This window comes from Actinoplanes palleronii, from assembly GCF_016862315.1.
Lineage (GTDB): Bacteria > Actinomycetota > Actinomycetes > Mycobacteriales > Micromonosporaceae > Actinoplanes > Actinoplanes palleronii.
The window spans coordinates 68,890-94,459 of record NZ_BOMS01000092.1 but is presented as its reverse complement, the minus strand read 5'-3'; the positions used below and the strand labels follow the sequence as shown (position 1 = coordinate 94,459).

General features: G+C 73.5%; 20 protein-coding genes. 9 read left to right on the top strand and 11 right to left on the bottom strand.

What is annotated here, in order from left to right:
* Window positions 1–333: 333 nt before the first annotated feature.
* Complete coding sequence (locus Apa02nite_RS29500) at window positions 334–1,617, bottom strand: SpoIIE family protein phosphatase (protein WP_203827911.1); 1,284 nt, start codon at window positions 1,615–1,617, stop codon at window positions 334–336.
* Between the two features lie 163 nt (window positions 1,618–1,780).
* Between Apa02nite_RS29500 and Apa02nite_RS29495 the strand changes: the two genes are divergently transcribed.
* The 3 genes from Apa02nite_RS29495 (at window position 1,781) to Apa02nite_RS29485 (ending at window position 5,336) form a co-directional block, all read left to right on the top strand.
* Window positions 1,781–2,926 (top strand): sensor histidine kinase, encoded by a 1,146-nt coding sequence (locus tag Apa02nite_RS29495; protein ID WP_203827910.1) that lies wholly within the window; start codon window positions 1,781–1,783, stop codon window positions 2,924–2,926.
* Window positions 2,923–3,585 carry a response regulator gene (locus tag Apa02nite_RS29490; RefSeq protein WP_067688344.1) on the top strand — a complete coding sequence of 221 codons (663 nt, stop codon included), beginning with the start codon at window positions 2,923–2,925 and terminating at the stop codon, window positions 3,583–3,585. Before Apa02nite_RS29495 ends, Apa02nite_RS29490 begins: the two co-directional genes overlap by 4 nt.
* Before the next feature lie 140 nt (window positions 3,586–3,725).
* Entirely contained in the window at window positions 3,726–5,336 is a 1,611-nt protein-coding gene (locus Apa02nite_RS29485; RefSeq protein WP_203827909.1) for an AF_0692 family protein, read from the top strand.
* Between the two features lie 141 nt (window positions 5,337–5,477).
* Here the strand turns inward: Apa02nite_RS29485 and Apa02nite_RS29480 are convergent, their stop codons facing one another.
* Window positions 5,478–6,104, bottom strand: coding sequence for a TetR/AcrR family transcriptional regulator (locus Apa02nite_RS29480; RefSeq protein WP_239164656.1), 627 nt, complete (start codon window positions 6,102–6,104; stop codon window positions 5,478–5,480).
* A gap of 140 nt (window positions 6,105–6,244) precedes the next feature.
* On the opposite strand from Apa02nite_RS29480, the gene Apa02nite_RS29475 reads away from it, so the two are divergent.
* The 4 genes from Apa02nite_RS29475 to Apa02nite_RS29460 all read left to right on the top strand — a co-directional run bounded on the left by Apa02nite_RS29475 (window position 6,245) and on the right by Apa02nite_RS29460 (window position 11,831).
* Window positions 6,245–7,417: an acyl-CoA dehydrogenase family protein gene (locus tag Apa02nite_RS29475; RefSeq protein WP_203827907.1), complete on the top strand. Its 1,173-nt coding sequence runs from the start codon at window positions 6,245–6,247 to the stop codon at window positions 7,415–7,417.
* Window positions 7,407–8,636, top strand: a complete 1,230-nt coding sequence (locus tag Apa02nite_RS29470; protein ID WP_203827906.1) for an acetyl-CoA C-acetyltransferase — start codon at window positions 7,407–7,409, stop codon at window positions 8,634–8,636. Before Apa02nite_RS29475 ends, Apa02nite_RS29470 begins: the two co-directional genes overlap by 11 nt.
* The gene (locus Apa02nite_RS29465; protein WP_203827905.1) at window positions 8,633–10,663 is read left to right on the top strand and encodes a 3-hydroxyacyl-CoA dehydrogenase NAD-binding domain-containing protein; all 2,031 of its coding nucleotides are present in this window, start codon (window positions 8,633–8,635) and stop codon (window positions 10,661–10,663) included. Before Apa02nite_RS29470 ends, Apa02nite_RS29465 begins: the two co-directional genes overlap by 4 nt.
* Before the next feature lie 85 nt (window positions 10,664–10,748).
* Window positions 10,749–11,831 carry a CaiB/BaiF CoA transferase family protein gene (locus Apa02nite_RS29460; protein ID WP_203827904.1) on the top strand — a complete coding sequence of 361 codons (1,083 nt, stop codon included), beginning with the start codon at window positions 10,749–10,751 and terminating at the stop codon, window positions 11,829–11,831.
* Between the two features lie 124 nt (window positions 11,832–11,955).
* On the opposite strand, the gene Apa02nite_RS29455 is transcribed toward Apa02nite_RS29460, so the two are convergent.
* The 4 genes from Apa02nite_RS29455 to Apa02nite_RS29440 all read right to left on the bottom strand — a co-directional run bounded on the left by Apa02nite_RS29455 (window position 11,956) and on the right by Apa02nite_RS29440 (window position 15,535).
* Complete coding sequence (locus tag Apa02nite_RS29455) at window positions 11,956–13,008, bottom strand: GGDEF domain-containing protein (protein WP_239164655.1); 1,053 nt, start codon at window positions 13,006–13,008, stop codon at window positions 11,956–11,958.
* An 86-nt stretch (window positions 13,009–13,094) separates the two neighbouring features.
* Window positions 13,095–14,654: a methyl-accepting chemotaxis protein gene (locus Apa02nite_RS29450; protein WP_203827903.1), complete on the bottom strand. Its 1,560-nt coding sequence runs from the start codon at window positions 14,652–14,654 to the stop codon at window positions 13,095–13,097.
* Window positions 14,655–14,788: 134 nt separating this feature from the next.
* A complete protein-coding gene (locus tag Apa02nite_RS29445; RefSeq protein ID WP_203827902.1) occupies window positions 14,789–15,133 on the bottom strand; it encodes a UBP-type zinc finger domain-containing protein in 345 nt (114 codons plus the stop codon).
* A gap of 9 nt (window positions 15,134–15,142) precedes the next feature.
* Window positions 15,143–15,535: a winged helix-turn-helix transcriptional regulator gene (locus Apa02nite_RS29440; RefSeq protein WP_203827901.1), complete on the bottom strand. Its 393-nt coding sequence runs from the start codon at window positions 15,533–15,535 to the stop codon at window positions 15,143–15,145.
* A 123-nt stretch (window positions 15,536–15,658) separates the two neighbouring features.
* Between Apa02nite_RS29440 and Apa02nite_RS29435 the strand changes: the two genes are divergently transcribed.
* Complete coding sequence (locus Apa02nite_RS29435; RefSeq protein ID WP_203827900.1) at window positions 15,659–16,522, top strand: SDR family oxidoreductase; 864 nt, start codon at window positions 15,659–15,661, stop codon at window positions 16,520–16,522.
* 4 nt (window positions 16,523–16,526) lie between these two features.
* Here Apa02nite_RS29435 and Apa02nite_RS29430 read toward each other — a convergent pair whose 3' ends face one another.
* Complete coding sequence (locus tag Apa02nite_RS29430) at window positions 16,527–16,988, bottom strand: aminoacyl-tRNA deacylase (protein ID WP_203827899.1); 462 nt, start codon at window positions 16,986–16,988, stop codon at window positions 16,527–16,529.
* Between the two features lie 48 nt (window positions 16,989–17,036).
* Between Apa02nite_RS29430 and Apa02nite_RS29425 the strand changes: the two genes are divergently transcribed.
* Window positions 17,037–17,411, top strand: a complete 375-nt coding sequence (locus tag Apa02nite_RS29425; RefSeq protein WP_203827898.1) for a DUF427 domain-containing protein — start codon at window positions 17,037–17,039, stop codon at window positions 17,409–17,411.
* On the opposite strand, the gene Apa02nite_RS29420 is transcribed toward Apa02nite_RS29425, so the two are convergent.
* The 4 genes from Apa02nite_RS29420 to Apa02nite_RS29405 all read right to left on the bottom strand — a co-directional run bounded on the left by Apa02nite_RS29420 (window position 17,412) and on the right by Apa02nite_RS29405 (window position 25,523).
* Entirely contained in the window at window positions 17,412–18,419 is a 1,008-nt protein-coding gene (locus Apa02nite_RS29420; RefSeq protein ID WP_067691869.1) for a TIGR03617 family F420-dependent LLM class oxidoreductase, read from the bottom strand.
* Window positions 18,420–18,456: 37 nt separating this feature from the next.
* On the bottom strand, window positions 18,457–19,314 hold the full coding sequence (locus Apa02nite_RS29415; RefSeq protein WP_203827897.1) for a P1 family peptidase: 858 nt from the start codon (window positions 19,312–19,314) through the stop codon (window positions 18,457–18,459).
* 240 nt (window positions 19,315–19,554) lie between these two features.
* Window positions 19,555–22,569, bottom strand: a complete 3,015-nt coding sequence (locus Apa02nite_RS29410; protein ID WP_203827896.1) for an ABC transporter permease — start codon at window positions 22,567–22,569, stop codon at window positions 19,555–19,557.
* Window positions 22,566–25,523 carry an FtsX-like permease family protein gene (locus Apa02nite_RS29405; RefSeq protein ID WP_203827895.1) on the bottom strand — a complete coding sequence of 986 codons (2,958 nt, stop codon included), beginning with the start codon at window positions 25,521–25,523 and terminating at the stop codon, window positions 22,566–22,568. The genes Apa02nite_RS29410 and Apa02nite_RS29405 overlap by 4 nt, the downstream gene beginning before the upstream one ends.
* Window positions 25,524–25,570 lie beyond the last annotated feature (47 nt).

The following is a 25,570-nucleotide window of genomic DNA, read 5'->3' as shown; positions in this document are numbered from 1 at the left end:
GCGCTCCGCACCCAAACTCCCCACGCAAGCAGCAGAACCTCCGCAGGACACGATCGCGGCCTCCCACCGCCCCCGAAAGCTCCACCCCTGGACCCGCGCGACACCGCCACCGCCCCGGACCGCCCCGCGCCTCCGTTCCCCGGCTGGCTCACAGGGGTGCATCCAGGCCGCTGACACACCCCCAGGAACCAGCCGGGCTCGGAAACCGCGGCACGGGCCTCGGGAGCCGGCGAACGTCGCGCCCCACCACTCCCCGCCGGCGCTGAGGGCTGCCTCCCGCGGCTCGAGGCAGCGATGGCCGGCCGGTCACCGATAGGGACGCCGCGGTCCGGGTCAGGGGTGGGGTGGGACCCGCAGCGCCAGGAGCGCGGCGTCGTCGCTGTGCCAGCCGTGGTGGTAGGCGCTCAGCGTCGCCGCCAGATGTTCCACGGTGCCGGCCGCGTCCAGGCCGTGACTGGCCGCCAGGGCCCGCGCCAGCGCCTCCTCGTCGAACATCGCCTTGCCCGGTTCCGGACCGCGCCGGTCCGCCCTCGCCTCGCACGCCCCGTCGGTGTAGAGCAGCATCAGGTCACCGGGCGCCATCCGGAACCGGACGTCCGTCACCCGGACCGTCTCGGCCACCCCGAGCAGCACCCCCGGCACACCCACCGGCTGCACCCGGCCGTCGGCCCGGCGGATCAGCGCCGGCGGATGCCCGGCCAGGCACAGCCGTCCGGCCAGCCCGGCCGCGGTGGCCCGGAACGTGGCCTGCACGGCGGTCAGGAAGCGGGGTGCCCGCTGGGCCAGCATCGCGGTGTTCAGCCGGCGCAGGACCGACGCCGGCGACAGGTGTTCCCCGGCGTCGGCGCGCAGCGTGTACCGGGCCAGCGCGGTCACCTTGGCGGCCTCGGTGCCCTTGCCGCACACGTCGCCGAGCACCGCGCTCCACCACGGGCCGCGGGCCTGGAACAGGTCGTAGAAGTCGCCGCCGACCGACGCGTCCCCGGTGGCGGTCAGGTAGCGCGCGGCGGCGTCCAGCCCGGGCGGCGGCAGCAGCACCGGGGGCAGCAGGCTCTCCTGCAGGCTGCGGGACAGCTCGCCGGTCCGGGCCAGCGCCTCCTGCGCGGTGTCCAGCGCGGTACGGGCGTTGGCCAGCGCGATCCGCAGGTTCACCTCGTTGGACACCGCCCGGGCCAGGATCGCCAGGGTCTCCAGCTCGTCGGTCCGCCACTGCCGCGGGTTGGTGTCGATCACGCACATGGTGCCGACCGCATGCCCGTCCGCCGTCATGATCGGGAAGCCGGCCCAGGCGCCGACGCCCCACGGCTCGATCGCCTGGTGTCCCTTCACCCGGGGGTCGTTGGCCGCGTCGTCGACGATGACCGGCCCGTGCATCCCGATCGGGAAGTAGCAGAAGCTCTCCCCGACACCGTTCTGCCAGGTCTCCCGCCCGGTGTAGGCCAGGTGCGGCACGGACTTCCAGTACGTGCGCTCGGTGCCGACGAAGGTGATCGCCGAGATGGCGCAGCCGGTCACCGAGACGGCGAGCCGGGTCAGGTCGTCGAACACCTGCTCCGGTGCGCTGCCGAACTGCCCGCTGGCAGCCAGCGCCGCGAGCCGATCAGGATCGGACAGCACGGCGGGTAACCCATCGGCCCGCACACCCCTCGGATACTCCATCGCCCCCGCCAAGTCGATCAGCCGCATCCGCGGGTGGTCCGGACGAACTGCCCACTACCCCGGATCGCCCCGGGAAATGCCGTGATCTCGCCGGACCGGCCCGGCGGTAGGGTCCGTCAGTATGGAGGACGGCTACCAGGCCCGCCTGTCGCCGCAATGGCGCCGGGCCCTGCTCCTGCTGGGCGCGGTCCTGGTGGCGCCGGCTCTCTGGCTGGACACCGCCGGGTTGCCTCCGGTCCCCGGCCGGGTCCTCGCCGTGACGCTGGCTGCCGGGCAGGTCGCCCTGCTCGGCTGGCTGGACCGTGCGCCCCGGCGGGTGACCGCGGCGGTGCTGGCCGGCAGCGCGGCCCTGCAGCTGCTGGTGCCGTCGCTCGGGCCGGGGCTGGTCTTCGTGGTGCTGTGCACCTACGCCTGGGCGCGGCCCGCGCGGGAGAGCCGGTGGGCGCTGGCCGCGACGGTGCTGGCGGTCTGCGGGCCGGCCCTGCTGCAGGGCCGGTGGGCGCCGGCCGGGGCCTGGCTCGCGGCGTCGCTGCTGGCCTGGAGCTGGGGCGCGCTGGGCCGGGCCCGCAGCGCCCGGCACGAGGCCGAGCAGCGCCAGGCCGTCCTCGAGGAGCGCGCCCGGATCGCCCGGGAACTGCACGACGTGCTGTCCCACACGGTGTCGGTGATGGTGATCCAGGCCGCGGCCGCGGACGACGTCTTCGACATCGATCCGGGAAAGGCCCGCGAGGCGATCCGGCGCACCGAGGCTGCCGGCCGCGAGGCCCTGGCCGAGTTGCGGTCTTTTCTCCGTACGGTACGAGCCGACACCCCGAGCCCCCCACCCCGGCCGGCCCCGACCGATCCGGGGCAGTTCGACGCCCCGCCGCAGCCGACCCTGGCCGATCTCGACCGGCTGGTCGGGACGTTCACCGCGGCCGGCCTCCCGGTGACGCTGCGCCGCGACGGTGCCGCCGAGCCACCGGCCGGGGTGCAACTGAGCGCCTACCGGATCGTGCAGGAGTCGCTGACCAACACGCTCCGGCACGCCGCCGCGCGGCAGGCGGACGTCCTGGTCCGGGTCACCGCCTCGGAGGTGACGGTCGAGGTGCGCGACGACGGCCGGGGCGGTTCCCCGAACGGCACCGGCAACGGCATCCGCGGGATGCGGGAACGTGCGGTCCTGCTCGGCGGCACACTCACCGCCGCACCGGACCCCGCCACCGGCGGCTTCCTGGTCCGAGCCCACCTACCCTGGCAACCCCCGCCGACGGGGAGGCGGGTATGAGCGTACGAGTGCTGATCGTTGATGATCAGGCGCTGGTCAGGGTCGGGTTTCGCATGATCATTGAGGCGCGGGAGGACCTCGAGGTGGTCGGTGAGGCCGGCGACGGCGAGCAGGCTCTCCGACTCGCGGCGCAGAGCCGGCCGGATGTCGTGCTGATGGACGTACGCATGCCTGGAATGGACGGGCTGACCGCGACCGCCCGGCTCACCGCAACCCCGGACGCGCCTCGGGTGATCATGCTGACCACCTATGACCTTGACGAATCGCTCTACGCCGCGTTGCGGGCCGGGGCGAGCGGCTTCCTGCTCAAGGATGTCCGCCCGGGTGATCTGGCCGAGGCGATCCGGGTGGTGGCCCGCGGCGAGGCGCTGCTCGCCCCGACCGCGACCCGACGGCTGCTGGACCGTTTCGTGGCCGCCGACCTGAGTCCGCCCGGCGCGGACGCCCGGCTGGACCGGCTCACCGGCCGCGAGCGCGAGGTCCTGGAGCTGCTGGCCCGGGGCGCCTCGAACGCCGAGATCGCGACGCGGATGACCGTCACCGAGGCGACCGTGAAGACCCACGTCTCCGCCGTCCTGCGCAAACTCGACGTCCGCGACCGGGTCCAGGCCGTCGTCCTCGCCTACGACCTGGGAGTGGTCCGCCCCCGCCCGTCCTGAGGAAGCCCGCCCCGGCTGAAGAAGCCGCCCTCTCCCAGAAACCCGCCCCTCCGGACAGCCCGCCCTCATCCTGAAGTCGTAGAGCGAAGACCCCTCCACAGCCTGAGGAATCGACCGCCGGGAATTCCTACCGTCAGGGCATGACGAAGAAGACCGTTGTCACCCTGGTCCTGGCCAACCTCGCGACAAGCGTGCTCTTCGCGCTGCTCACCCTGCTGCTGCACGACCAGATCCTCGCCTACCAGCGACTTCACCACCCAGGCGCCGACCCCGCCGGATTGGCCCGGACACTGTGGAGCCGCCCGGCCACCGTGCTCTGCGTCGCCCTGCTCTACCTCCGGATCGTCCGGCGGTTACGGACCGGCGATCCTCGGGCCCTGCGCCGGATCCGGACCGTCTCGGCACTGGGCGTGCCGGTGATCGGCTGGCTGCTGGTCACAGCGGAGTATCCGGCGTGGTTGCTCGCTGTCCAGGCCGTCCAACTGGTCACGCTGATCGCCCTCGCGGTCACGGTCAACTCCCGGACGGTCCGGTCCGCCTTCGACGCGCCGGTCCCGGTCGACACCCGCCCCCGCCACCGCGGCGCCGCCTGGACGCTGGTCCTGCTCGCCCCGCTGATCGCCGAACTGTCGCTGGGCACCGTGCCGCTGCGCCAGGCCTGGGTCGTACTGATCTTCCTGCCGATCTACGGCGGCGGCGCGCTGCTGATCCGGGAGGTGACGCGCCGGATCGGTGGCGGGTTCCCCAGCCTGCTGCTGTTCGGGGCCGCCTACGGTGTGATCGAGGAGGGGCTGGTGCTGCAGGGCCTGACCAGCCCTCATCTGTACGGCGCCGCCGACTGGGCCCCGCGCCTGTTCGGCCTGAACACCGCCTACGCCGAGCTGAACCTGGCCTATCACCCGGTCTTCAGCATCACCGTCCCGATCGTCCTGACCGAGTTGATCTTCGCGGGCCACGGCCGCCGGCCCTACCTGCGCCGCGGCGGCCTGATCATCACCGGCGTCGTCACCGCGCTCGGCGCCCTGCTGCTGCGGCTCGCGATCCCACCGGTCGAGGACCCGAACTACACCCTGCCGCCCCTCGCGGCCGTCTTTTTCCTGACGGCAGCGTCGCTCCTCACCACCGCCGCCTATTTTGTACGACCAGAGCCCACCCGCCCCGCGCCCCCGACACCCGCCCACCCGGCCCCCGGGGGCAGCCGCACCGCACCGGCCCCGGCCCTCCCCCGAAGTCCCGGCCGGCGCGGGGCAGCGGGTCACCAGCAGCACAAGCCGGCGGCTGGACCCCAGCGGTGCCTCAAAGCCCCCGAGACACCCCCGACAGCCAGCCAACACGAGCCGGCTGGACCCCAGAGGTGCCTCAAAGCGCCCGAGACACCCCCGACAGCCAGCCGGCCGCCCTCACCCGCCGTGGTCGCCGGGTGGAGTGGCGGGGCCGCGTTCGCGTTCCTCGCACTGATCTTCCCGTTCGCCGGAGCCGAGCAGCCGTCCTTCACCCACGGCGCCTGGGCCCTGCTCCCGATGGCCGCCGCTGCCCTCGTAGCGACCGGAATCGGTCACGCCCTGCGCCGCTGGACCGCCACACCGACGTGGACCCCGGCCCACCTGCTCGGCGCGGCCCTGGGTGCGGTGGTCGGCCACACCCTGTTCGGCCTGCTGGCCAACGCCTCGACCCTCCCCGACCGCCTCTTCCTGGCCGCTCTCGCCCTGACCACCACCGCGCTGGCCCCCCGAGCAATCAAGCGCCACTAACCCGCAGCGTGGGGACTTTCGGCGCGGAGCGCACCACAACTCCACACACAAGCGCCGCTGAGCCGCGACGTGGGGACTTTCGGTGCGGAGCGCACCACAACTTCACACGCAAGCGTCGCTGAGCCGCGGCGGGGGGCTGGGTTAGAGGGCTTTGGGGAAGACCTTTTCGAGGATGGCGAGCAGGGTGGTGGTCAGCAAGAGGTGCACCTGGTCACGGGTCAGCACGTTTCGTTGCAGCCACTCCCGGGCCGTGTAGGTGGCCATTCCGACATAGGCGCGGGCCATTCCGCGCAGGGCCTCGTCCTGGCGGTCGCCCAGGCCGACCGCGGCCAGGACGCTGTCCGCCGCCACGTCGACGGCCTCGGTGATCACCCGGTCGACGTCGCTGTCGCCGGCCATCCCGCCGGCCGTGATCGCGGCCAGCCAGGACGTGCTGTGCCGGGACACCACGTCGAGGAACCAGGTGACGATCGCGTCCACCCGTTGCGGCGGGTCGCCGACCGGCAGGCGTTCCAGGGCCACCTCGGGCACGGTCAGCATCACCCGGACGACTTCGAGGTAGAGCTCCTTCTTCGTACCGAAGTAGTGGTTGACCAAGCCGCGGGCCACCCCGGCGTCGCGGGCCACGTCGGTGGTGGAGACCTCCGGGTACGGGCGCTCGCCGAACAGCCGGACCGCCACCGACAGGATCTGCTCCCGCCGGGCGTCCGGCTCCAGCCGCCGGCCCCGGATCACGGTCTGGCCTGGTCGTTCAGCCCCTGTCGACACAGTCGTGACCTTACGGCACGTCGATTCATCGGCTTCCGAGATGCCCGGTTCGCCGATGGGGCCGCCGCACCGAACGAAGGATGCCGCCAATTCGTCACGAGCTTGTTGACACATCGCCAATAGTATTCGAGGGTATGTCGATGCCGACGCCTGGACTGGAGACCTACGCCGAGCCGTGGCGTAAGCCGGAGCACGACGACCTCGCCGAGCTGGCGCGCACCTTCTTCCTCAAGGAAGTCGTGCCGCACGCCGCCCGCCTGGAGAAGCAGGGCCACCCCGACCGCGAGCACTACCGGCGAGCCGGCGAGCTCGGCCTGCTCGGCCTCTCGGTGCCGGAGGAGTACGGCGGCGGAGGCGGCGACGTCACCCACGAGGCGGTGCTGCTGCACGAGCAGACCCTGACCGGCGAGGGCAGCCTCGGGCTCGCCGTGCACAGCGGGATCATCACGGGTTACCTCACGGCGTACGGCACCGAGGAGCAGAAGCGGCGCTGGCTGCCGCAGCTGTGCAGCGGCGAGCTGATCGGGGCGATCGCGATGACCGAGCCGGACGGCGGCTCGGACGTGCAGGCGATCCGTACCCGGGCGGTGCGCGACGGCGACGACTTCCTGGTCAGCGGTACCAAGACGTTCATCACCAACGGGCACCTGGCCGGGCTGCTGATCCTGGCGGTGACCACCGACCGGTCGGCGAAGGCGCACGGCATCTCGCTGCTGATCTGCGAGCTGACCGACGACGCGCCCGGGTTCCGCCGGGGCCGCAACCTGGAGAAGATCGGGCTGCACGCGAACGACACCGCCGAGCTGTTCTTCGACGACTTCCGGGTGCCGGCCGCGAACGTGCTGGGCGGCGCGGAGGCCGAGAACACCGGCTTCTATCAGCTGATGCGCCAGCTCCCGCAGGAACGCCTGGTGATCGGGGTGGGCGCGGTCGCCGCGATGCAACGCGCCGTCGAGCTGGCCACGGCGTACGCAAAAGAAAGAACCGCCTTCGGTAAGCCGTTGATCGGCCACCAGAACACCCGCATGGTGTTGGCGGAGTGCGCGACCCGGACCCGGGTCTCGCGGATTTTCCTGGACGACTGCATCGTCCGGCACGCCCGGGGTGAACTGGACGTGGCGACCGCCGCGATGGCCAAGCTCTACCTGACCGAGGGCCAGTGCGAGGTCGTCGACCGCTGCCTGCAGATCTTCGGCGGCTACGGCTACACCACCGAGTACCCGATCGCCCGGATGTACGCCGACGCCCGGGTCCAGAAGATCTACGGCGGTACCAACGAGATCATGAAGGAGCTGATCGCCCGTGCCCTCTGACGCTTATCTCTACGACGCGGTGAGAACACCGCGCGGGCGTGGCAAGGAGACCGGCGCCCTGCACGGCACGAAGCCGATCACGCTGGTCACCGGCCTGATCGACGCCGTACGGGAAAGGTCCCCCGGTCTCGACCCGGACCGGATCGACGACCTGGTGCTCGGCATCGTCACCCCGGTCGGCGAGCAGGGCGGCGACCTCGCCCGCGCGGCCGCCCTGGTGGCCGGCCTGCCGGACACCACCGGCGGGGTGCAGCTCAACCGCTTCTGCGCCTCCGGCCTGGAGGCGGTCAACCAGGCGGCGTCGCGGATCCGCTCCGGCTGGGAGCACCTGATCCTGGCCGGTGGCGTCGAGTCGATGTCGCGCAACCCGATGGGCTCGGACGGCGGCGCCTGGTTCCTCGACCCGGAGACCGCGCTGGCCACCAGCTTCGTCCCGCAGGGGATCAGCGCCGACCTGATCGCGACGCTCGAGGGCTTCAGCCGCGACGACGCGGACGGCTGGGCGCTGATCTCCCAGGAGCGGGCCGCCAAGGCGCAGGCCGGCGGCGCGTTCACCCGGTCGATCGTGCCGGTCCGCGACCCGAACGGCCTGGACGTGCTGACCGTCGACGAGCATCCGCGCCCGGACACCACCCGGGCCGGGCTGGGCAAGCTCCGCCCGTCGTTCGCCGGGATCGGCGAGCAGGCCGGGTTCGACGCGGTGGCGTTGCAGAAGTACCACTGGCTCGAGGAGATCAACCACGTCCACCACGCGGGCAACTCGTCCGGGATCGTGGACGGCGCGGCGCTCGTGATGATCGGTTCCGCTGAGACCGGGCGTGCACTCGGACTGACCCCCCGAGCCAAGATCGTCGGCGCGGCGGTCAGCGGCGCCGACCCCACGCTGATGCTCACCGGTCCGACCCCGGCCACCCGCAAGGCCCTGGCGGTCGCCGGGCTGGGTGTCGCCGACATCGACCTGTTCGAGATCAACGAGGCGTTCGCCGCGGTGGTGCTCAAGTACATCCGCGATCTGGAACTGGACCCGGAGAAGGTGAACGTCAACGGCGGCGCGATCGCGCTCGGCCATCCGCTCGGCGCGACCGGCGCGATGCTGGTCGGCACGGTCGTCGACGAGCTGGAGCGGCGCGACCTGCACCGGGCCGTGGTCACCCTCTGCATCGGCGGCGGCATGGGCGTCGCCACCGTCATCGAGCGCGTTACGGAGTTCTCCTCATGATCGAGTACGCCCGGGACGAGGCCGGCATCGTCACGCTGACGATGAATGACCCGGACCAATCGGCCAACACGATGAATGCCGTCTACACGGCCGCGATGAGCGCCGCGCTGGACCGCCTCGAGGCCGAGCGCGACCAGGTCACCGGTGTGATCGTGGCGAGCGCGAAGAGCACGTTCTTCGCCGGCGGCGACCTGCCGATGATGAGCCAGGCCCGGCCGGAGGACGCGCCCGCGCTGTTCGACCTGCTCGGCACGATCAAGCGGGATCTGCGGCGGCTCGAGACGTACGGCCGGCCGGTGGTCGCCGCGATCAACGGGGCCGCGCTCGGAGGCGGGCTGGAGATCGCGCTCGCCGCACACCACCGGATCGCCCTGGACGCGCCGGGCACCCGGCTCGGCTTCCCCGAGGTGACCCTCGGGCTGCTGCCCGGCGCCGGCGGGGTGACCCGGACCGTACGGATGCTGGGTCTCGCCCCGGCCCTGATGACCTGGCTGCTCACCGGCAAGCGGCTCAAGCCGGCCGCGGCCCGCGACGGCGGCCTGGTCGACGAGATCGTCGCCACCCCGGAGGAGCTGATCACCAAGGCCCGGGAGTGGATCGCGGCGAACCCGGACGCGGCACAGCCCTGGGACCGGCCCGGCTACCGGATCCCCGGCGGCACGCCGGCCACCCCGAAACTCGCCGCGCAGCTGCCGGCCTTCCCGGCCACGCTGCGCAAGCAGCTCAAGGGCAACCGGATGCCGGCGCCCGAGGCGATCCTGGCGGCCGCCGTGGAGGGCGCCCAGGTCGACCTGGAGTCCGCGTTCGTGATCGAGACCCGGCGGCTGATCACGCTGCTCACCGGCCGGATCGCGAAGAACATGATCGGCGCGTTCTTCTTCGACATGCGCGCGGTCAACGGCGGGCAGGCCCGGCCGGCGGCCGAGGTCGCGCCGGCTCGCAAGGTCGCGGTGCTGGGCGCCGGGATGATGGGCGCCGGGATCGCGTACGCCTGCGCGAGGGCCGGCCTCGACGTGGTGGTCAAGGACGTCACGCCGGAGGCCGCGGCCCGCGCCGTGACCGAAGGTGATCCGGCCGTGCTGGCCCGGATCACCACCACCGCCGACGTCGAGGACCTGCGCGGCTGCGACGTGGTGATCGAGGCGGTGTTCGAGGACCCGACGCTGAAGCATCAGGTGTTCGCGGAGATCGAGCCGGTCCTGGCGCCCGGCGCGCTGCTCGCCTCGAACACCTCCACGCTGCCGATCACCGGCCTGGCCGAGGGGGTGAGCCGGCCGGCCGACTTCATCGGCATGCACTTCTTCTCCCCGGTCGGCAAGATGCCGCTGCTGGAGATCGTGGTCGGCGAGCGGACCGGTGACGCGGCCATCGCCCGGGCGTTCGACCTGGGCCGCCGGATCGGCAAGACGCCGATCGTGGTCAACGACGGGCGCGGCTTCTTCACCAGCCGGGTGATCGGCCAGTTCATCAACGAGGCGATCGGGATGGTCGCCGAGGGGGTGCCGGCCGCGTCGGTCGAGCAGGCCGCGCTGCAGGCCGGGTACCCGACCGGTCCGCTGGCGCTCGCCGACGAGGTCACGCTGACGCTGATGCGCAAGATCCACCTGGCGTACCGGGCGGCCGGGGTGGCGGTCGGGCACGAGCGGGCGCACGCTCTCGTCGAGACGATGTTGACCGAACACGATCGCTCCGGGCGGTCGTCGGGGCGCGGTTTTTATGCGTACGAGAACGGGCGGCGCGGCAGGCTCTGGACCGGGTTGGCCGAGCTGGCCACCGACGAGGGACGAGCGGTCCCGTTCGCCGATCTGCAGGAGCGTCTGCTGTTCAGTGAGGCCCTGGACGCGCTGCGCTGTCGTACCGAAGGGGTCTTGCGGACCGACGCGGACGGCAACATCGGATCGATCCTGGGCATCGGATTCCCGGCCTGGACCGGCGGCGTGATCCGCTACGTCGAGCAGCACCCCGACTTCAAGGGCCGAGCCACCGAGCTCGCGGCGCGGTACGGCGAACGGTTCGCACCGGCATGACCGACCGCACCGAGCGGCAGCCACCCGCTCCTACCAGCGGCCCCGCAGGCGAGGGCCGGGAGGGCATGCCGATGGAGGCTCAGCCATGACCGCGCTCAACGGGATCCGGGTCGTGGAGCTGGCCGGGCTGGCTCCCGGGCCGTTCGGCTGCATGGTGCTCGCCGACCTGGGCGCCGACGTGGTGCTGGTCGAGCGGCCGGGCGGGACCGGACCGCTCGTTCCGCAGGCCGGTCCGCTGCAGCGCGGCCGCCGCACGGTCACCCTCGACCTCAAGTCGCCGGACGGACTGACCGGTCTGCTCACCCTGATCACCGAGGCCGACGTGCTGGTCGAGGGGTACCGCCCGGGCGTCGCCGAGCGGCTCGGCTTCGGTCCGGACCGGTGTGCCGAGATCAACCCGCGCCTGGTCTACGGGCGGATGACCGGATGGGGACAGGACGGTCCGCTGGCCGCCGCGGCCGGGCACGACATCGACTACCTGGCGATCGCCGGCGCGCTCGACCCGCTGGGCCGGGCCGGTGAACGACCGCACGCCCCGATCAACCTGCTCGCCGACTTCGCCGGTGGCGGCATGCTGCTCGCCGTCGGGGTGCTCGCCGCGCTGCTGGAACGCGAGCGCTCCGGCCGGGGCCAGGTCGTCGACGCCGCGATGGTGGACGGCTCGGCGCTGCTCACCACGTTCCTGCACGGCATGATCGGGGCCGGGACGTGGCGTGGCGGGCGCGGGGAGAACCTGCTCGACGGCGGGGCGCCGTTCTACGACACGTACACCACTGCGGACGGCGGGCACGTCGCGGTCGGCGCGCTGGAACCGCAGTTCTACGCCGCGCTGCTCAAGGGGCTGGGACTCGACGACGACCCGGACCTGCCGGCCCAGTTCGACCGGAAGGCCTGGCCGGAGCTGCGGCGGACCTTCACGGAACGGTTCCTGACCCGGAGCCGCGACGAGTGGGCGGACGTCTTCGCGGGACTGGACGCGTGTGTCAGCCCGGTGCTCTCGCCGCGCGAGGCACCGGACCATCCGCACAACCGGGCCAGGTCCGCTTTTGTCGAGGTGGGCGGGCAGGTCCAGCCCGCTCCGGCTCCGCGATTCGGTCGTACGCCGTCACGCGTGCCGGAACCGAGCCGGACCGCGAGTGTCGCCGAAATCTTGGAGTCCTGGTCCTGACCCGCTCGTGAGGGACCGCCCAGCCGGGCCGTTTGCCGGACCGTCCCGGCTGGGCGGCGTCAGCGGGATCAACGCCGGGGCGCGCGGAACGGCACGCGGCATCGCGGGAACGTCAGATGGTGAATCATGCCGCCCGGCGGGCGTGTTTCTCCCGGTACATGGCGGCGTCCGCCTCAGCGGTCAGCGCGTCCAGGTCCGCGGTGCCCCCGGCCGGGCGGAACGCGGCGCCGATGCTCACCCCGACGGTCATCGCGGCGCCGCCGCTGATCGTGATCGGCTGGGAGATCGCCGCCCGGATCCGCTCGCCGGTCAGCCGTGCCGACGCGGCGTCACCCTCGGGCAGCAGCACCACGAACTCGTCGCCACCCAGCCGCCCGGCCAGGTCACCGTCGCGCAGCACCGCGCCCAGCCGCTGACCCACCTCGTGCAGCAGCACGTCGCCCGCGGCGTGCCCGTACGTGTCGTTGACCTGCTTGAACCCGTTCAGGTCGAGCAGCAGCACGGCGAGCGGCCGGCCGTCGCAGCGCTCGGCCCGTTCGGCCAGCTGGGCCCGGTTCGGCAGCCCGGTCAGCGAGTCGTGGCTGGCCTGGTGCTGCAGCTCGCGCCGGACCTGCTGCAGGGTGGTGAGCTGGCGCTGGAACGCGCTGGACTGCGCTCCGGTGATCAGAGCGATCATGATGTTCAGGCAGATCCCGCCGAGGCCCTCGCCACCCGGCAGCGGCATGCTCAGCAGCGCCACCGAGGTGACCACCCACGCGGCCAGCGCGCCGGCCAGCTGGTGCCGGATCGCCGCGATCGCGATCGGCAGGCCGAGCACCGGCCAGGTGGTCTGCGTGGTGTGCGCCTGGGTGACCGCCACGAAGGCGACCACGGTCACCGTGTCCAGGGCGACCTGCAGCACGCTCAGGCAGGTGTACCAGCGGGATCCCGGCGCCCGGACGCCGCGCAGCGAGAACACGCAGGACACCGCCATCAGCAGCGCGCCCAGCAGGCTCACCCCGGTCAGCGCCGGCACCGGGTCGGCCGGGCCGATCCCGCCGATGCCGAAGCCGTAGAGCAGCGTGGTCACCAGGCCGATCGACCGCGACAGCAGAGCAGCCATCTCGACCATGCGCCGCCGGGTGAGCAGCGTGTCGTCGAGTGCCGCCGCCCGGTGCTGGACAGTCTCGGTTCCCACGTGCGTTCCATCGGCCCCCCGGCCCGGGACATGAGAGAAGGGCCGGTCGCGTCGGCGACCGGCCCTTCCGCGCTACGTCGTACGGATCAGAACGTGAACGCGCCCACCAGGGCCCGCAGCTCCTCGGCGGTCCGGGAGACCTCTTCGCTGGCCTCGCGGGTCTGGTTGACCCCGCTGACGGTGGCCTGGCTGGCCGACGAGACGTCGGTGATGTTCGAGGCGATCCGGTTCGAGCCGGCCGCCACCTCGCCGATGCTGCGGCTCATCTCGCCGGTGGTGGCGGTCTGCTCCTCCACCGCCGAGGCGATGGTGGTCTGGAAGTCGTTGATCTGCGCGATCACCTCGGAGATCCGGTTGATCACCTCGACCGCGCCGCTGGTGTCCTGCTGGATCGCGAGGACCCGGCTGCCGATGTCCTCGGTGGCTCGGGCGGTCTCCTGTGCCAGGTCCTTGACCTCGGAGGCGACCACGGCGAAGCCCTTGCCGGCGTCGCCGGCCCGCGCCGCCTCGATGGTGGCGTTCAGAGCGAGCAGGTTGGTCTGCTCGGCGATGCTGGTGATCAGCTTGATCACGTTGCCGATCTCGGCCGACGAGTCGCCGAGCTTGCGGATCGTCTCGGTGGCCCGCGCCGCCTCACCGACCGCGATCGAGGCGACCTGGGCGGCCTCGGCGGCGTTGCGGGAGATCTCCCGGATCGACAGGCCCATCTCCTCGGAACCGGCCGCGACGCTCTGCACGTTGCGGGAGATCTCGTCCGCCTCGGTGGCGGCCGAGCTGCTCTGCCGGTCGGTGTTGTCGACCGCCGAGGCGATCTCCGCGGAGACCGCGGCCAGCTCGGTGGCCGCGGTGGCCAGCGAGTCGGAGTCCTTGGCGATGGTGGTCATCGAGTCGCGCAGCTTGTCCAGCGAGCGGTCCAGGCCCTGTGCCATCACACCCAGCTCGTCGCGGGTCTTGATGTGGCTGCGCCCGGTCAGGTCACCGCGGTCCAGCGCCTCGATCACCAGGCCGATCCGGCGGATCGGGCCGAGGATCGAGCGGACCATCGGGATCGCCATGCCGACCAGCAGGGCCAGCGCGATCAGGGCGACCACGATCGCGGTGTTCCGGGTGGAGCCGACGGTGCTGACCATCGCGGCCTGCTGCGCCGCGACCTCCTTCTCCACCACCTCGGTGATCGCGTCCAGGTCGTCGTCGGTCTGGTTGTTCTTCTCGGCGATCTGGTCGATCTTGTCGATCACCGACTTGGGGTCGGCCACACCGGCCGCGACGAAGTCGTTGATGAACGTGTTGAAGTCGGCGAAGTCCGCGTCGTAGCTCGTGAACTGCTCGACGATCGGAGCCGGCAGGCCACAGGAGTTCACCCCCGCCGAGGCGTCGACCGAGGACTGGATGTCGTCCGCCGCGTCCTGGGTGACGTCCTGGCCCAGGGCCGCCCGGTAGGCGTCCACCTTGAGCTCGCTCTGCCGGTTGTTCAGGTGGTTGAGCGCGGCCTGGCCGCACTGCAGCTCGCTGACACGCAGACCCTGTTCGGCCAGATTGTTCTGGCCGATCAGGGTGATGGCAGCCATGCCACCGAGCGCGACCGCGCCGGTGACGACGATGATGCCCAGCCGTTTGGCTGTGCCGATGTTCTCCAGGCCGAGCATCTTCCCTCCAGGGTTGGCTGACTGCCCACACGATCGACCATGAGCTTGGCCACCTGAGGAAGACTCAAGGCCTTCGTACGGTTTGCTCGGCTTCCTTCCGGTTGCAACCGCCGAACGCCGGAGAGGTCTGACTCCTACCGGTGAATCTTGGTGCGCCAGTCCGCCGGTACGGCGCCGTCCGGGCCGGGCACCGGCTGATCGTCCGGGTGACTGGTGGGTGCGGCCAGTTCGGGGCCGTTGTCCGCCTGCTCACTCCGATAGTCCCAGAACCAGTCCTCGCCCGGTTCAAAAGACTGGATCACGGGGTGGCCGGTCTCCCGGAAGTGTGCCGTGGCGTGCTGCGAGGGCGAGGTGTCGCAGCAGCCGATGTGCCCGCACTGCGCACATCGGCGCAGGTGGACCCACCAACCGGCGGACTCCAGACACTCCACACAACCGGTGCCGGACGGCAGGACCTCGGGCTGAATCGACGTGCTCACGATCGCAACCTACCGCACCGGGGCGGGGTGCTCCCGGTCGTACTCCTCGCGCGCCGACTGCACCTGGTCGATCTCGCCCTCGAGCAGCTCGATCAGCTCTTTCAGCTTGGTGGCGACCCGGGCGCCGAGCGGGGTCAGGGTGTATTCCACCCGCGGCGGGATGGTGGCCTGCACCTCGCGGTGGACCAGGCCGTCGCGCTCGAGCGCCTGCAGGGTCTGGGCGAGCATTTTCTCGCTCACGCCGTCGACCCGGCGGCGCAGGGCGTTGAATCGGAAGGCGCCGTCGTGCAGCGCGGCCAGGGCCAGGCCGCCCCAGCGACCGGTGACGTTGTTCATCACGCCGCGGGAGGTGCAGTCCCGGGCGAAGACGCTGGGGATCAGGTCGTCGGCGGGATCAGTCATGCGTCGAATATACCCAGCTCCACCGTGCTTTCCTTGGTGATGGTGCCCACTTGCAGTTGGCGCTTTCGAAAAGTTAGTGCATTCTCGGATGCAGCACCCACTGCTGGCCCTGAAGGAGCTCTCATGACCACCATCGCTGTCACCGGCGCCACCGGACACCTCGGCCGTCTCGTCGTCGAGGCCCTGCTCAGCCGAGGTGTCGAGCCGAGCTCGATCATCGCGGCGGTGCGGTCCCCGGAGAAGGCGGCCGGGCTGCTCGCCCGCGGCGTCCAGGTCCGTGCGGCCGACTTCGACAAGCCGGAGACCCTGGCCACCGCGTTCGCCGGCGTCGACCGGCTGCTGCTCGTCTCCACCAGCTCGCCGGGCAGCCGGCTCGCCCAGCACCACGCGGCGATCGAGGCGGCCAAGGCGGCCGGGGTCGGGTTCGTGGCGTACACCAGCATCCTGCGGGCCGACACCACCCCGGTCCTGCTAGCCGCCGACCACAAGGCGACCGAGGAGGCCCTCGCGGCGTCCGGCCTGAAGCACTCGTTCCTGCGCAACGGCTGGTACCACGAGAACTACACCGCGCAGATCCCGACCGCGACGGCGAACGGCGGCTTCCTGGGCAGCTCCGGCGAGGGCCGGATCGCCGGGGCCAGCCGCGCCGACTACGCCGAGGCAGCAGCCGCGGTGCTGGTGGCCGACGACGTGAAGTCCGTGTACGAGCTGGGCGGGGACACGCCGTTCACGATGGCTGAGCTGGCGGCCGAGGTGAGCAAGCAGACCGGGACGGAGATCGGGTACAGCGATGTGCCCGCCGACCAGTTGGTCACGATCCTGGCTGGTGCGGGGGTGCCGGAGGGGTTTGCGGCGATCCTGGCGGACACCGACGTGCACATCAAGGAGAACGGGGCGCTGGACAACCCGGGCAGTGACCTGCGGGAGCTGATCGGGCGGCCGACGACGTCGCTGAGCGACGCGGTGGCGGCGGCGCTGAAGGGCTGAACTGCTACGCGGGGTCGGTGACGTCGGCGAAGGTGCCGCCCAGCGCGGTCACCGCGTCGTCGGCGCCGACCCGCAGGCCCACACCGTGCTCCCCGCCGCCCAGACTGATCGTCCGCCCCCGGGTCCGTTCGTCCGCGATCACCGGCCACGCCGTGGCCGACCCGAACGGTGTGATCGTCCCCCGCTCGTACCCGGTGACCTCCTTGGCGGTGCCGGCGTCCGGCATCGACAGGCGGTTCACCCCGAGCAGCGCCCGCAGCTTCGGCCAGGAGATCGACCGGTCCCCGGGCACCAGCACGAACAGGTACTCGTCCGGCCCGCGCCGCACCACGAGCGTCTTGACCAGGTCGCGCAGCTCGACACCGAGGGCCTCGGCCGCCTCGGCGACACTGCTCACCCGGCCGTGCCGGACCACCTCGTATCCGATCCCGGTCCCGTTCACGGCAATGATCGCGGCGCTCGTCACGTTGCCACCGTAGTAGCTTCGGAACTGTCGAAATCAGGAGGCTGGACAATGAGTGACAAGCCCCGGCTGCTGCCCGGACCGGATCACCCGATCACCATCACGCCGACCGGCAAGCGGGTCGTGGTGACCGTCGCCGGCAAGGTGGTGGCCGACACGCAAGACGCGCTCAGCTTGCAGGAGTCGACGTATCCGGCGATGCAGTACGTGCCGCTCGCCGACGTCGACCGGTCGCTGCTGACCCGCACCGAGACCCGGACGTACTGCCCGTACAAGGGTGACGCCGGGTACTACTCGATCACGGTCGACGGCCAGACCGTGGTGGACGCGATCTGGGAGTACGTCGCGCCGTACGACGCGGTCGCGCAGATCAAGGACCACGTCGCGTTCTACCCGGACCGGGTGGACAGCATCCAGGTCGGGTGACTAGTCAGCCCGTAGTGCCGAGCGGACCGCTGCCAGCTGGTAGCGGTCCGTTTCGTACGGCGTGTAGAGCGAGATGCGGTCGATCGTCGTACCGAATCGGTCCTTGAGCCCGGCCGCGACCGTCGCCGGATCGCCGGCCACCGCGAACGTGTCGAGGACCTCGTCGGTGACCTCGGCGGCCATCGCGGTCCAGTCCTGCCGGCGGGACAGCACGTTGAGCCGGTCGGCCAGGTCACCCCAGCCGTGCACCTCGAGCACCGGACGGTACGCCGGAGTGGACGCGTAGAACGCGATCTGCGCGCGCACCGCCTGCTCGGCCCGGGAGCGTTGTGCCTCGTCGGCGCCGAGCACCACCATCGCGCCCAGCCCGATGGTGAAGCCGTCGAGTGAGCCGCCGCGTGCCGCGCGCACGGCCGGCAGGGTCCGCTCGGCGAGGTACGTGACGCTGGTCAGCGGGTGAGCGAGCAGCCCGTCGGCGACCCGCCCGGCCACCGCGGTCATCAGCTCACCCACCGCGGCCAGCTCGATCGGCGGGTTGCCGTGCGGGTTCGGGCCCGGGTCGAAGAACTCGGTCATCAGGGTGTGCTTGTAGAACTCGCCGCGGAACATCAGCCGCTCGCCGGTGGCCCAGGCGTGCCAGATCGCCCGCAGCGCGGCCACGAACTCCTCCATCCGCGCCGCCGGCCGGCTCCACGGCATCGCGAACCGGCGCTCGATGTGCGGCTTGACCTGGGAGCCGAGCCCGAGCCGGAACCGGCCCTCGGAGATCAGCCGCAGGTCGTTGGCGAGCACCGCCACGGTCATCGGGTTGCGGGCGAACGCCACCGCGATCGCGGACTGCAGCGAGATCCGTTCGGTGGCCCGGGCCACCAGGGCGAGCGTGGTGAAGACGTCGTGCTTGGTCTCCGCCGCCCCGAAGCCGTCATAACCGACCTGCTCCGCCGACACGGCCGCGGCTTCCGCCTCGGCCGGGGACGCCGCCACCGGCGCGGTGAAGTCAACAAACATCCCACAGTGATAACACCAGGACGATCCAGGAAAAACCTCAGGGGTACGCCACGGCGGCCCGGATCGCCGCCGCCATCGTCTCGGTGGTCACTGCGCGCAGCAGGTCCAGGTCGACGTCCGCGGTCAGCTCGCCGGTGGCCAGGGCGACGACGGCGTCACCGTCGTAGCGGGAGTGCGCCGGGTGCAGCGCCCGGGCGAAGCCGGTGTGGCCGCTCTGCGCCAGCAGATGACAGTCGTTCTTGGTCAGCTTCGCGTCGGTGAGCACCACCGCGATCGTGGTGTTCGCGCGCTGGAACGGCATGGCGGCCTGGTACGTCTCGGCGCCGCCGAAGAACGGCCGGCCGTCCGGGGCGAGCACGTCGCCCCACGCGTTGACCACGACCAGGGCGGTCACCCGGGCGGGGCCGGCCCGGCCGTCGGCGCGGCCCAGCCCGCCGGGGTCGGCACGGCCACGCCACGTCCCGGTGTGCGCGCCCGCGCCGGCCCCGGTGGCGCCGGTGCGGAACTCGTCGCCGTCCAGGGCCGCGAGCGCGGCGGCCCGGCCGGCCTCGGCGGCCGGCGGCGTCCCGGCCACCGAGCCGTCGAAGATCGACATGCCGACCACGATCGGGACCGGGCCGAGCGCGGTCGGGAAGCCCCGGCCGCGTTCGCGCAGCAGGGTCATCACACCGTCCGCGGCGGCCAGGCCGAACGCCGAGCCTCCGGAGAGGACGACCGCGTCGACCCGGTCGACCAGGCGGGCCGGGTGCAGCAGGTCGAACTCGCGGGTGGCCGGCGCGCCGCCGCGCACCTCACCGGACCCGACGGTGCCGGGCGGCGGCAGGATCACGGTGACGCCGGTGCCGTCGCCGGTCCAGTTCCCGGCGTGCGCGGAGAGCAGCTGCGGTTCACTCACCGGCCCAGCCTAGAGACCCCGGCTGGTTCTCAGGGGTGCCTCGGAGCCCTCGAGGCACCCCTGAGAACCAGCCGGAGCCCGCAGGCGCGTCACGGTCCGGAGCGACAGCGGCCTCGCGCAGCCAGCCGACAGCCCGCAGGCGCGTCGTGGTCCGGGACGAGCGGCGGCGTCGCGCGGGACCGGCCCGGGGCGTGGCTCGTAGCCTGCGGCGGGGCGCTCGGTATCCGTACCGGAAAGGTTTTATCGGATCTTGCGGAGGGTGCGGCGGCCGGCCAGTAGGGCGGTCCCGCCGAGGACCACCGTGAGAATCGCCGCGGCCAGCAGCACGCTGAGCGCCGACGGCCAGGACGGCCGGGGCAGCGGGGACGGGTCCAGACCGGCCAGCGGCAGCGCCCACCCGGTCGCCGCCCAGCCGGCCAGGGCGATCACCACGCCGGCCGGCACCGCACCGGCCACCAGGACCGGGTACGCCCACAGCGCCGCCCGTAGCATCGCACCCCGGCTCAGCCCCTGCGCCCGCAGCGCCGACAGGTCCTCCACCTGCCGGTCCCGGCCGGCCGCGGCGGTCAGCACCAGCACCCCGGCGGCCAGGATCGCGACGAGGGCGGCGACCAGCCCGGCGTATCCGAGCGCGACGGCCGGGCCCTGCCGGTCCAGCCGCGCGGCCGTCTGCCCGGCCCGGATGTCGGCGGTGACCTCGAGACCCTGCGCGGCCAGCCGGTCGAGCACGTCGGCGGGCGCCTTCGCGGAGAGCCAGACCTGGGCACCGGGCGTGGGCGCGCCGTCGGCGGACACCCGGTCGGCGTACTCCAGGTCGATCAGCGCGGCGGGCGCGCCCACCCCCGGTACGGCCGGCAGCCGACCGGCCACCGTGACCGGGACCTGGCGATAGTCGAGTCCGGTCACCGAGCCGGGCACGTACGTGCCGGTGGCCACGATCGGCAGCGGCCACGGCACGTCGGCCGGCTGCACCAGCAACCCCTCCGGCAGACCGTCCAGACTGGTCACGTCGATCCGCAGCCCGTCCGGGGCGGCGCTGAGCCGGCCGCCCTCGGTGACCCGCCAGGCCGCCGGGTCGCCGCTGCCCCAGCCGTGCACGGTGAGCACGCCGTGCACGCCGAGGACCGCGTTGCCGCCGGCGATCCGCAGCGCGTTCAACCGGCAGCCCCCGGCGCACCCGGCCGCCGAGTACGTGTAGGTGTGCCGGCCCGGGTCGATCACGCCCATCGGCGCGACCACGTCCGGCCCGCTGCCGTCGGACGGGGTCAGCACCGCGTCCATGCTGACCCCCTTGCCGTGCTCGAAGTCCGCGGCGGTCACGTCCAGGGTGACGGTCGCGCGGCCGGGCGCCTCCAGCGGCGCGGGCGCCTCCGGGTGCAGCGCCGCGACGATCTCGTCCGGGCCGGCCGCGCCGCCACCGGGCCAGCTGGCCACCGCGGGCAGCCGTGACGAGTCGACGCCGAGCAGCGGCGGCTCACCGGGGGTCTGGGTGATCCGGACCGCGGCCATCGCGAACACGCCGTCCGGGTCGACCGCCCGCACCGCGGCGAGCAGCTGGTTGCGGCCGGTGTCCCGGATCGACAGCACCCGGTCGGCGCCGGTGCCCAGCCCGGCCTCGACCTGCCGGCCGCGGGCCGCGACGTCGGACGCGGCGACCAGGTAGCAGCTCACCGCGACCGCCGCGACCAGCAGCGCGAACACCCGGCCGGTGGACGGCCGGCGGGACAGCAGCAGCCCGGTCAGGCCGGGGCCGAGCCGGCCGCGCTCCAGCGCGCGGTGCCCGGAGCGGGCGGCCAGCGGGCGCAGGGCGCGCGCCACCAGCAGGGCCAGGGCCAGCATGACCAGCGCCGGGGCGGTCGCGCCGACGCCGACCAGGTCGCCGCCGCCGAGCGCGAGCTGCACCGCCGCGGCGGCCGCGAGCGCGCCGATCAGGATGTCCACGGTGAGCCCGGCCCAGCGGCCCGGTGCCGGGGCGCGGCGCAGCAGCTCGCTGACCGGGCGCAGCATCGTCGCGCCCTGGGCGAGCAGCACGGCCAGCACCACGGCGGCCGCGGCGAGCGGGGCGTAGACGAACGACCCCGGGTGCGGGTCGGCGCCCACCCCGGGCCAGCGGACCGCCACCACGGCGTCGACCAGCCACTGCCCGGCCAGGGCGCCGGCCACCGTGCCGGCCAGCACCGCGACCAGGCTCTCCCCGGTGGCCAGCAGCCAGCGGTGCGGACGGCGGGCGCCCCGCAGCGCCAGCACCGCGGTCTCCGGGCGGCGGACCTCGGCGCCGGCCGCGACGGCGAGCAGGATGGCCAGGCAGGCCAGCACGATCAGGGCGACGGCGGGGACCGGGACGATCCGGCCGGCCGTGGTGCGCCCCTCGTCGATCCGGGCCATCAGCGCCGGCATCTGCGACTCCAGCCGCAGCCCGGCACTCGTCGTACCGGGGACGGAGAGGTCGGCGCCCAGGTCGGCGACGGTCGCGCCGAGCCGGTCGAGGGCGGCGCGCAGAGCCGGCAGGCGGTCCACGTCCAGGGCGCCCGGCCCGGCCCAGCCGTCCACGCCGAGCTCGGCGTCGCCGTGTTCCATCAGGGCGAACGTGGTCTGGTCGGTGAACGCCGGCTCGCCCGGGGCCAGCTCGTCCGGTGCGAAGTAGCCGTGCGTGCCCCAGTACGCCTCGGCCGGGTCCGGCACCCGGTACACGCCGGCCACGAAGAACCGTTTCGGGGCGCCGTCGGCGGTGTACTCCATCACGTCCGGGTCCTTGCTGAACACCGCGTACGACAGCGACACCGACTGCCCGGCGACCAGCTTCAGCCGTGTCGCGGTCTGCTCGCCGAGCACCACGTCACCCTCGCCGAGCAAGCACCGCCCGGTGACCATGACCAGGTGCGCGCAGACGTCCTGCCGCTGGACCAGCCGGGTCCGGCGCCGGTCGTCCCGTTCGAGGCCGACGGTGGCGAACTCGGCCGAGTACGCGTACCGGAACCCGGGCAGGTCGACGAGGCTCACGCCGGTGGTGGAGAGGTCGACCCCGCCGCCCGGTCCGGTGCCGGCCGCTCGATGGTCCTTGTCGTCGGCCCGGATGCTGACCGTCCGCTCGGCCGGTGCGGCCTGCGCCACCTGCCCGGCGGCCACCACCCGGCCGGCGGCCCGCAGGTAGGCCGGCGCCGCGACCGCCGGTGCGACCGCGAACGCGGCCAGCACGGCCAGGACCAGCGCCGGACCGCGCCGGGCCCAGACCATCGCGAACACCAGCGCGATCATCGGGGGGTCCCCTCGGTCCGGGTCCGCTCGACGGCCGCGGTCAGCCAGCCCAGCACCCCCAGCACCAGGAACCCGGCCAGCGCGGCGCCGAGCAGCGGCAGCCAGCCGAGCGCCTCGGGTGGTGGCAGCAGCCGCCAGCCGTCGGCGAAGAACGACGCCGGCTCGCCGACCACCCGGCGGGCCACCAGCGCGGCCAGCACGCCACTCGCGGTGCCCGCCACGACCAGGGCGAACGGTCCGAGGTGGCGGGTCGCGGCGGCGGTCGACGCGGGCAGCCCCTGCACCCGCAGGGCCCGCGCCGAGGCCCGCTGCGGCGCCCGGTCGACCGCGGCCGCCACCGCGCTCGCGGCGGCCGCGGTGAGCAGCGCGATCACCGCGCAGAGCAGGGCGAACGACCCGGCCGGCGCGGTGCCCCGGCCGGGCGTGCGGCCGGCCCGGGCGGTGGCGGTCTCGTCGGCCAGCACGATCAGCCCGGCCCCGGTCAGCCGGTCGACGACGGCGGCCGGGGCGTCGCCGGTCAGCCACACCTGGGTGATGCCGGTGGCGCCGGTCTCGGCCGCGATCCGGCGTACCGCGTCGAAGTCGGTGAGCACCCCGGCGGCGCCGAGCACCGGCAGCGCGGCGACCTCCGCGGTGACCCGGGCCGGGACCTGACCGGCGCCGAGCACGTTGATCGCCGGTTCGCCGAACCGCCACGCCACCGGGGTGGGCCCGGCCAGCAGCAGGGGCAGCGGGAGGGTGGCGTCCACGGCGTACAGCCGGTCGGCGCCGCTCTTGACCGCGCTGCCACCGGCCGCGACGGTCAGGCCGCCGGCGCCACCGGCCAGGGCCAGGCCGGCGTCCGAGGTGGCGGTCCGCCAGCGGGTCGCGTCGCCGAACCGGGCCGTGCTGAGCAGGTCGGTGTCCGGGTCGCGGCCGCGGAGCGAGTGCAGGGTGATCGGTTCCGGTGCGGACCGCCCGTCCGGGCCGGGCGGACTGGGCAGCTGCCAGCGGACCAGGCGGCAGCCGCCGGTGCAGCCGGTCACGCGCCGGGTGACGGTGTGCTCGCCGGGTGGCACCGGTCCGAAGCCGACGGTCACCGTGGCGCCGGTGACCTCGTCCTGCAGGATCGCGTCGACGGTGGCCGGGGCGGGACGGTCGTTGCGGACCCGCAGCACCAGAGCGTGGCCGGTGATCAGCGGGACGGCGTCGACGGCGGCCGGTGGCTGCGGGCGCGGGCCGAACTCGGGGCGCCACACGCCGACCGCGGCGAGCCGGGCGGTGTCCACCACGACGACCGGCGGGCTGGCGGTGCGGTCGACGGCGGCGGCCATCGCGTACCGGCCCTGCGGGTCGGCGACCGCGACCGCGTGCCGCAGCGCGGTCCAGTTCTCCGCCCGGACGGTGAGCACCCGTGCGGCGCCGAGTTCGGCCTCGGCCCGCGCGGTGTGCGCGTCCCGGTCGGCGGTGGCCGCGCCGGTCGTGCCGGCCAGCATCGCCACCGCGACGGCGAGCAGCGTGCACACCCGGTCCAGGCCGGCCAGCCGGGACATCCGGACCGCGGTCAGGCCGAGCCGCAACCGTCCGGCCCGCAACGCGGCGCCACCACCCCGGTCGGCGGCCCGGATCAGCAACCGGGCCAGCAGCACCGCGACCGCGACGGCGACCGCGAACGGGGCGATCGCGCCGACGCCGGCGTCCGGGCTGCCGGACCGGGCCTGGTAGCCGGCCGCGACCGCGACCGCGATCACCAGGAGGTCGGCGAGCAGGGCCGCCCGTCCGCTGCGGGCGGTGGGCACCTCGCGGTTCAACAACACCACAGGGGTACGGATCAGCAGCAGGTCCGCCACCACCAGCGTGCCCAGCGCCCCGAGCAGCACGGCCAGCACCGCCCCGATCGCCCAGGCGGCCGTGACCACCCGCTCGCCGGCGACCGGCGCCCCGGCCAGCAGCCACCCGGCGCCCGCACCGGTCAGCAACCCGAGCAGGCCACCGGCCAGCAGCGGGGCCAGGTGCTGGCCGGAGAGCAGGGCCAGCAGCCGGGATCGGCTGCCGCCGCGGAGTTTCGCCCAGGCCGCGTCGCGCCGCCGGTCCCGGGCGGTGTACCGGCCGGCCAGCGCGATCGCGTACCACCCGAGCAGCAGCACCGGGACCGCGGCGAGCAGGACGGCCCGCAGCAGCCGCTCCCCCGCCTCGGCCAGGACGGCCCGCAGCGGCCCGGTCGGGTCGGTGATCTCGCCGAGCGCGCCGGCCCGGGCGACCAGGTCACCGAGGTCGTACCCGCCGTCGCCGCGCATCAGCGGCACCGGCACCTCGGCCGACCAGGCGAGGACCGGCTGGCCGAGCGCGCCCCCGGTGAACGTCGGCGCGACCGTGAAGATCGGGTCGAGGCCGCTCTCCACCTTGAACAGCGGGTCGGTCCAGTACCCGGTGGACGCGTCGCCGATCGTGTAGATCCCGGTGACCCGCAGCGGGATCGGCACGCCCTCGGAGTTGACCGCCACCCCGATCGTCCCGCCGGGCCGGACGCCGAGCCGCCGGGCGACCGGTGCGGTGATCGCGGCGTCGCCGGCCACCGCCGGGCACGAGCCGGTGATCCGGACGTGCGCGCAGAAGCCGTCCCGGTAGTCGACGTTGACCTTGTCGGGGGTGCCGGCCGGGTCGGTGGTGCTCATCGCCCGGCTCAGCCCGAGCACGCCGTCCGCGCCGGGCATCGGCAGGTCACGCCGCACCGACTCACCGAAGACGCGCAGCGCGGACTCCGGGTCGCCGCCGGTGTCACCGGGGCGGTGGACGTAGAGGGTGCGCTCGGCGGCCGGGACGCCGGCGACGACGACGGCCGAGGCGTGGGCGGTCGCGGTCAGCGCGTACCAGGGCGCGGCGGCGGCCACCGCGGCCGGCAGCGCGGTGAGCACGAGCAGCGCACACCCCTGAGCGGCCCGGGAGCGCACCGCGCCCCAGAGGATCGTGAACATTCCCCCGTCTCACCCCCTGGAACACACCTTCACGCTCCCCGGCCCGG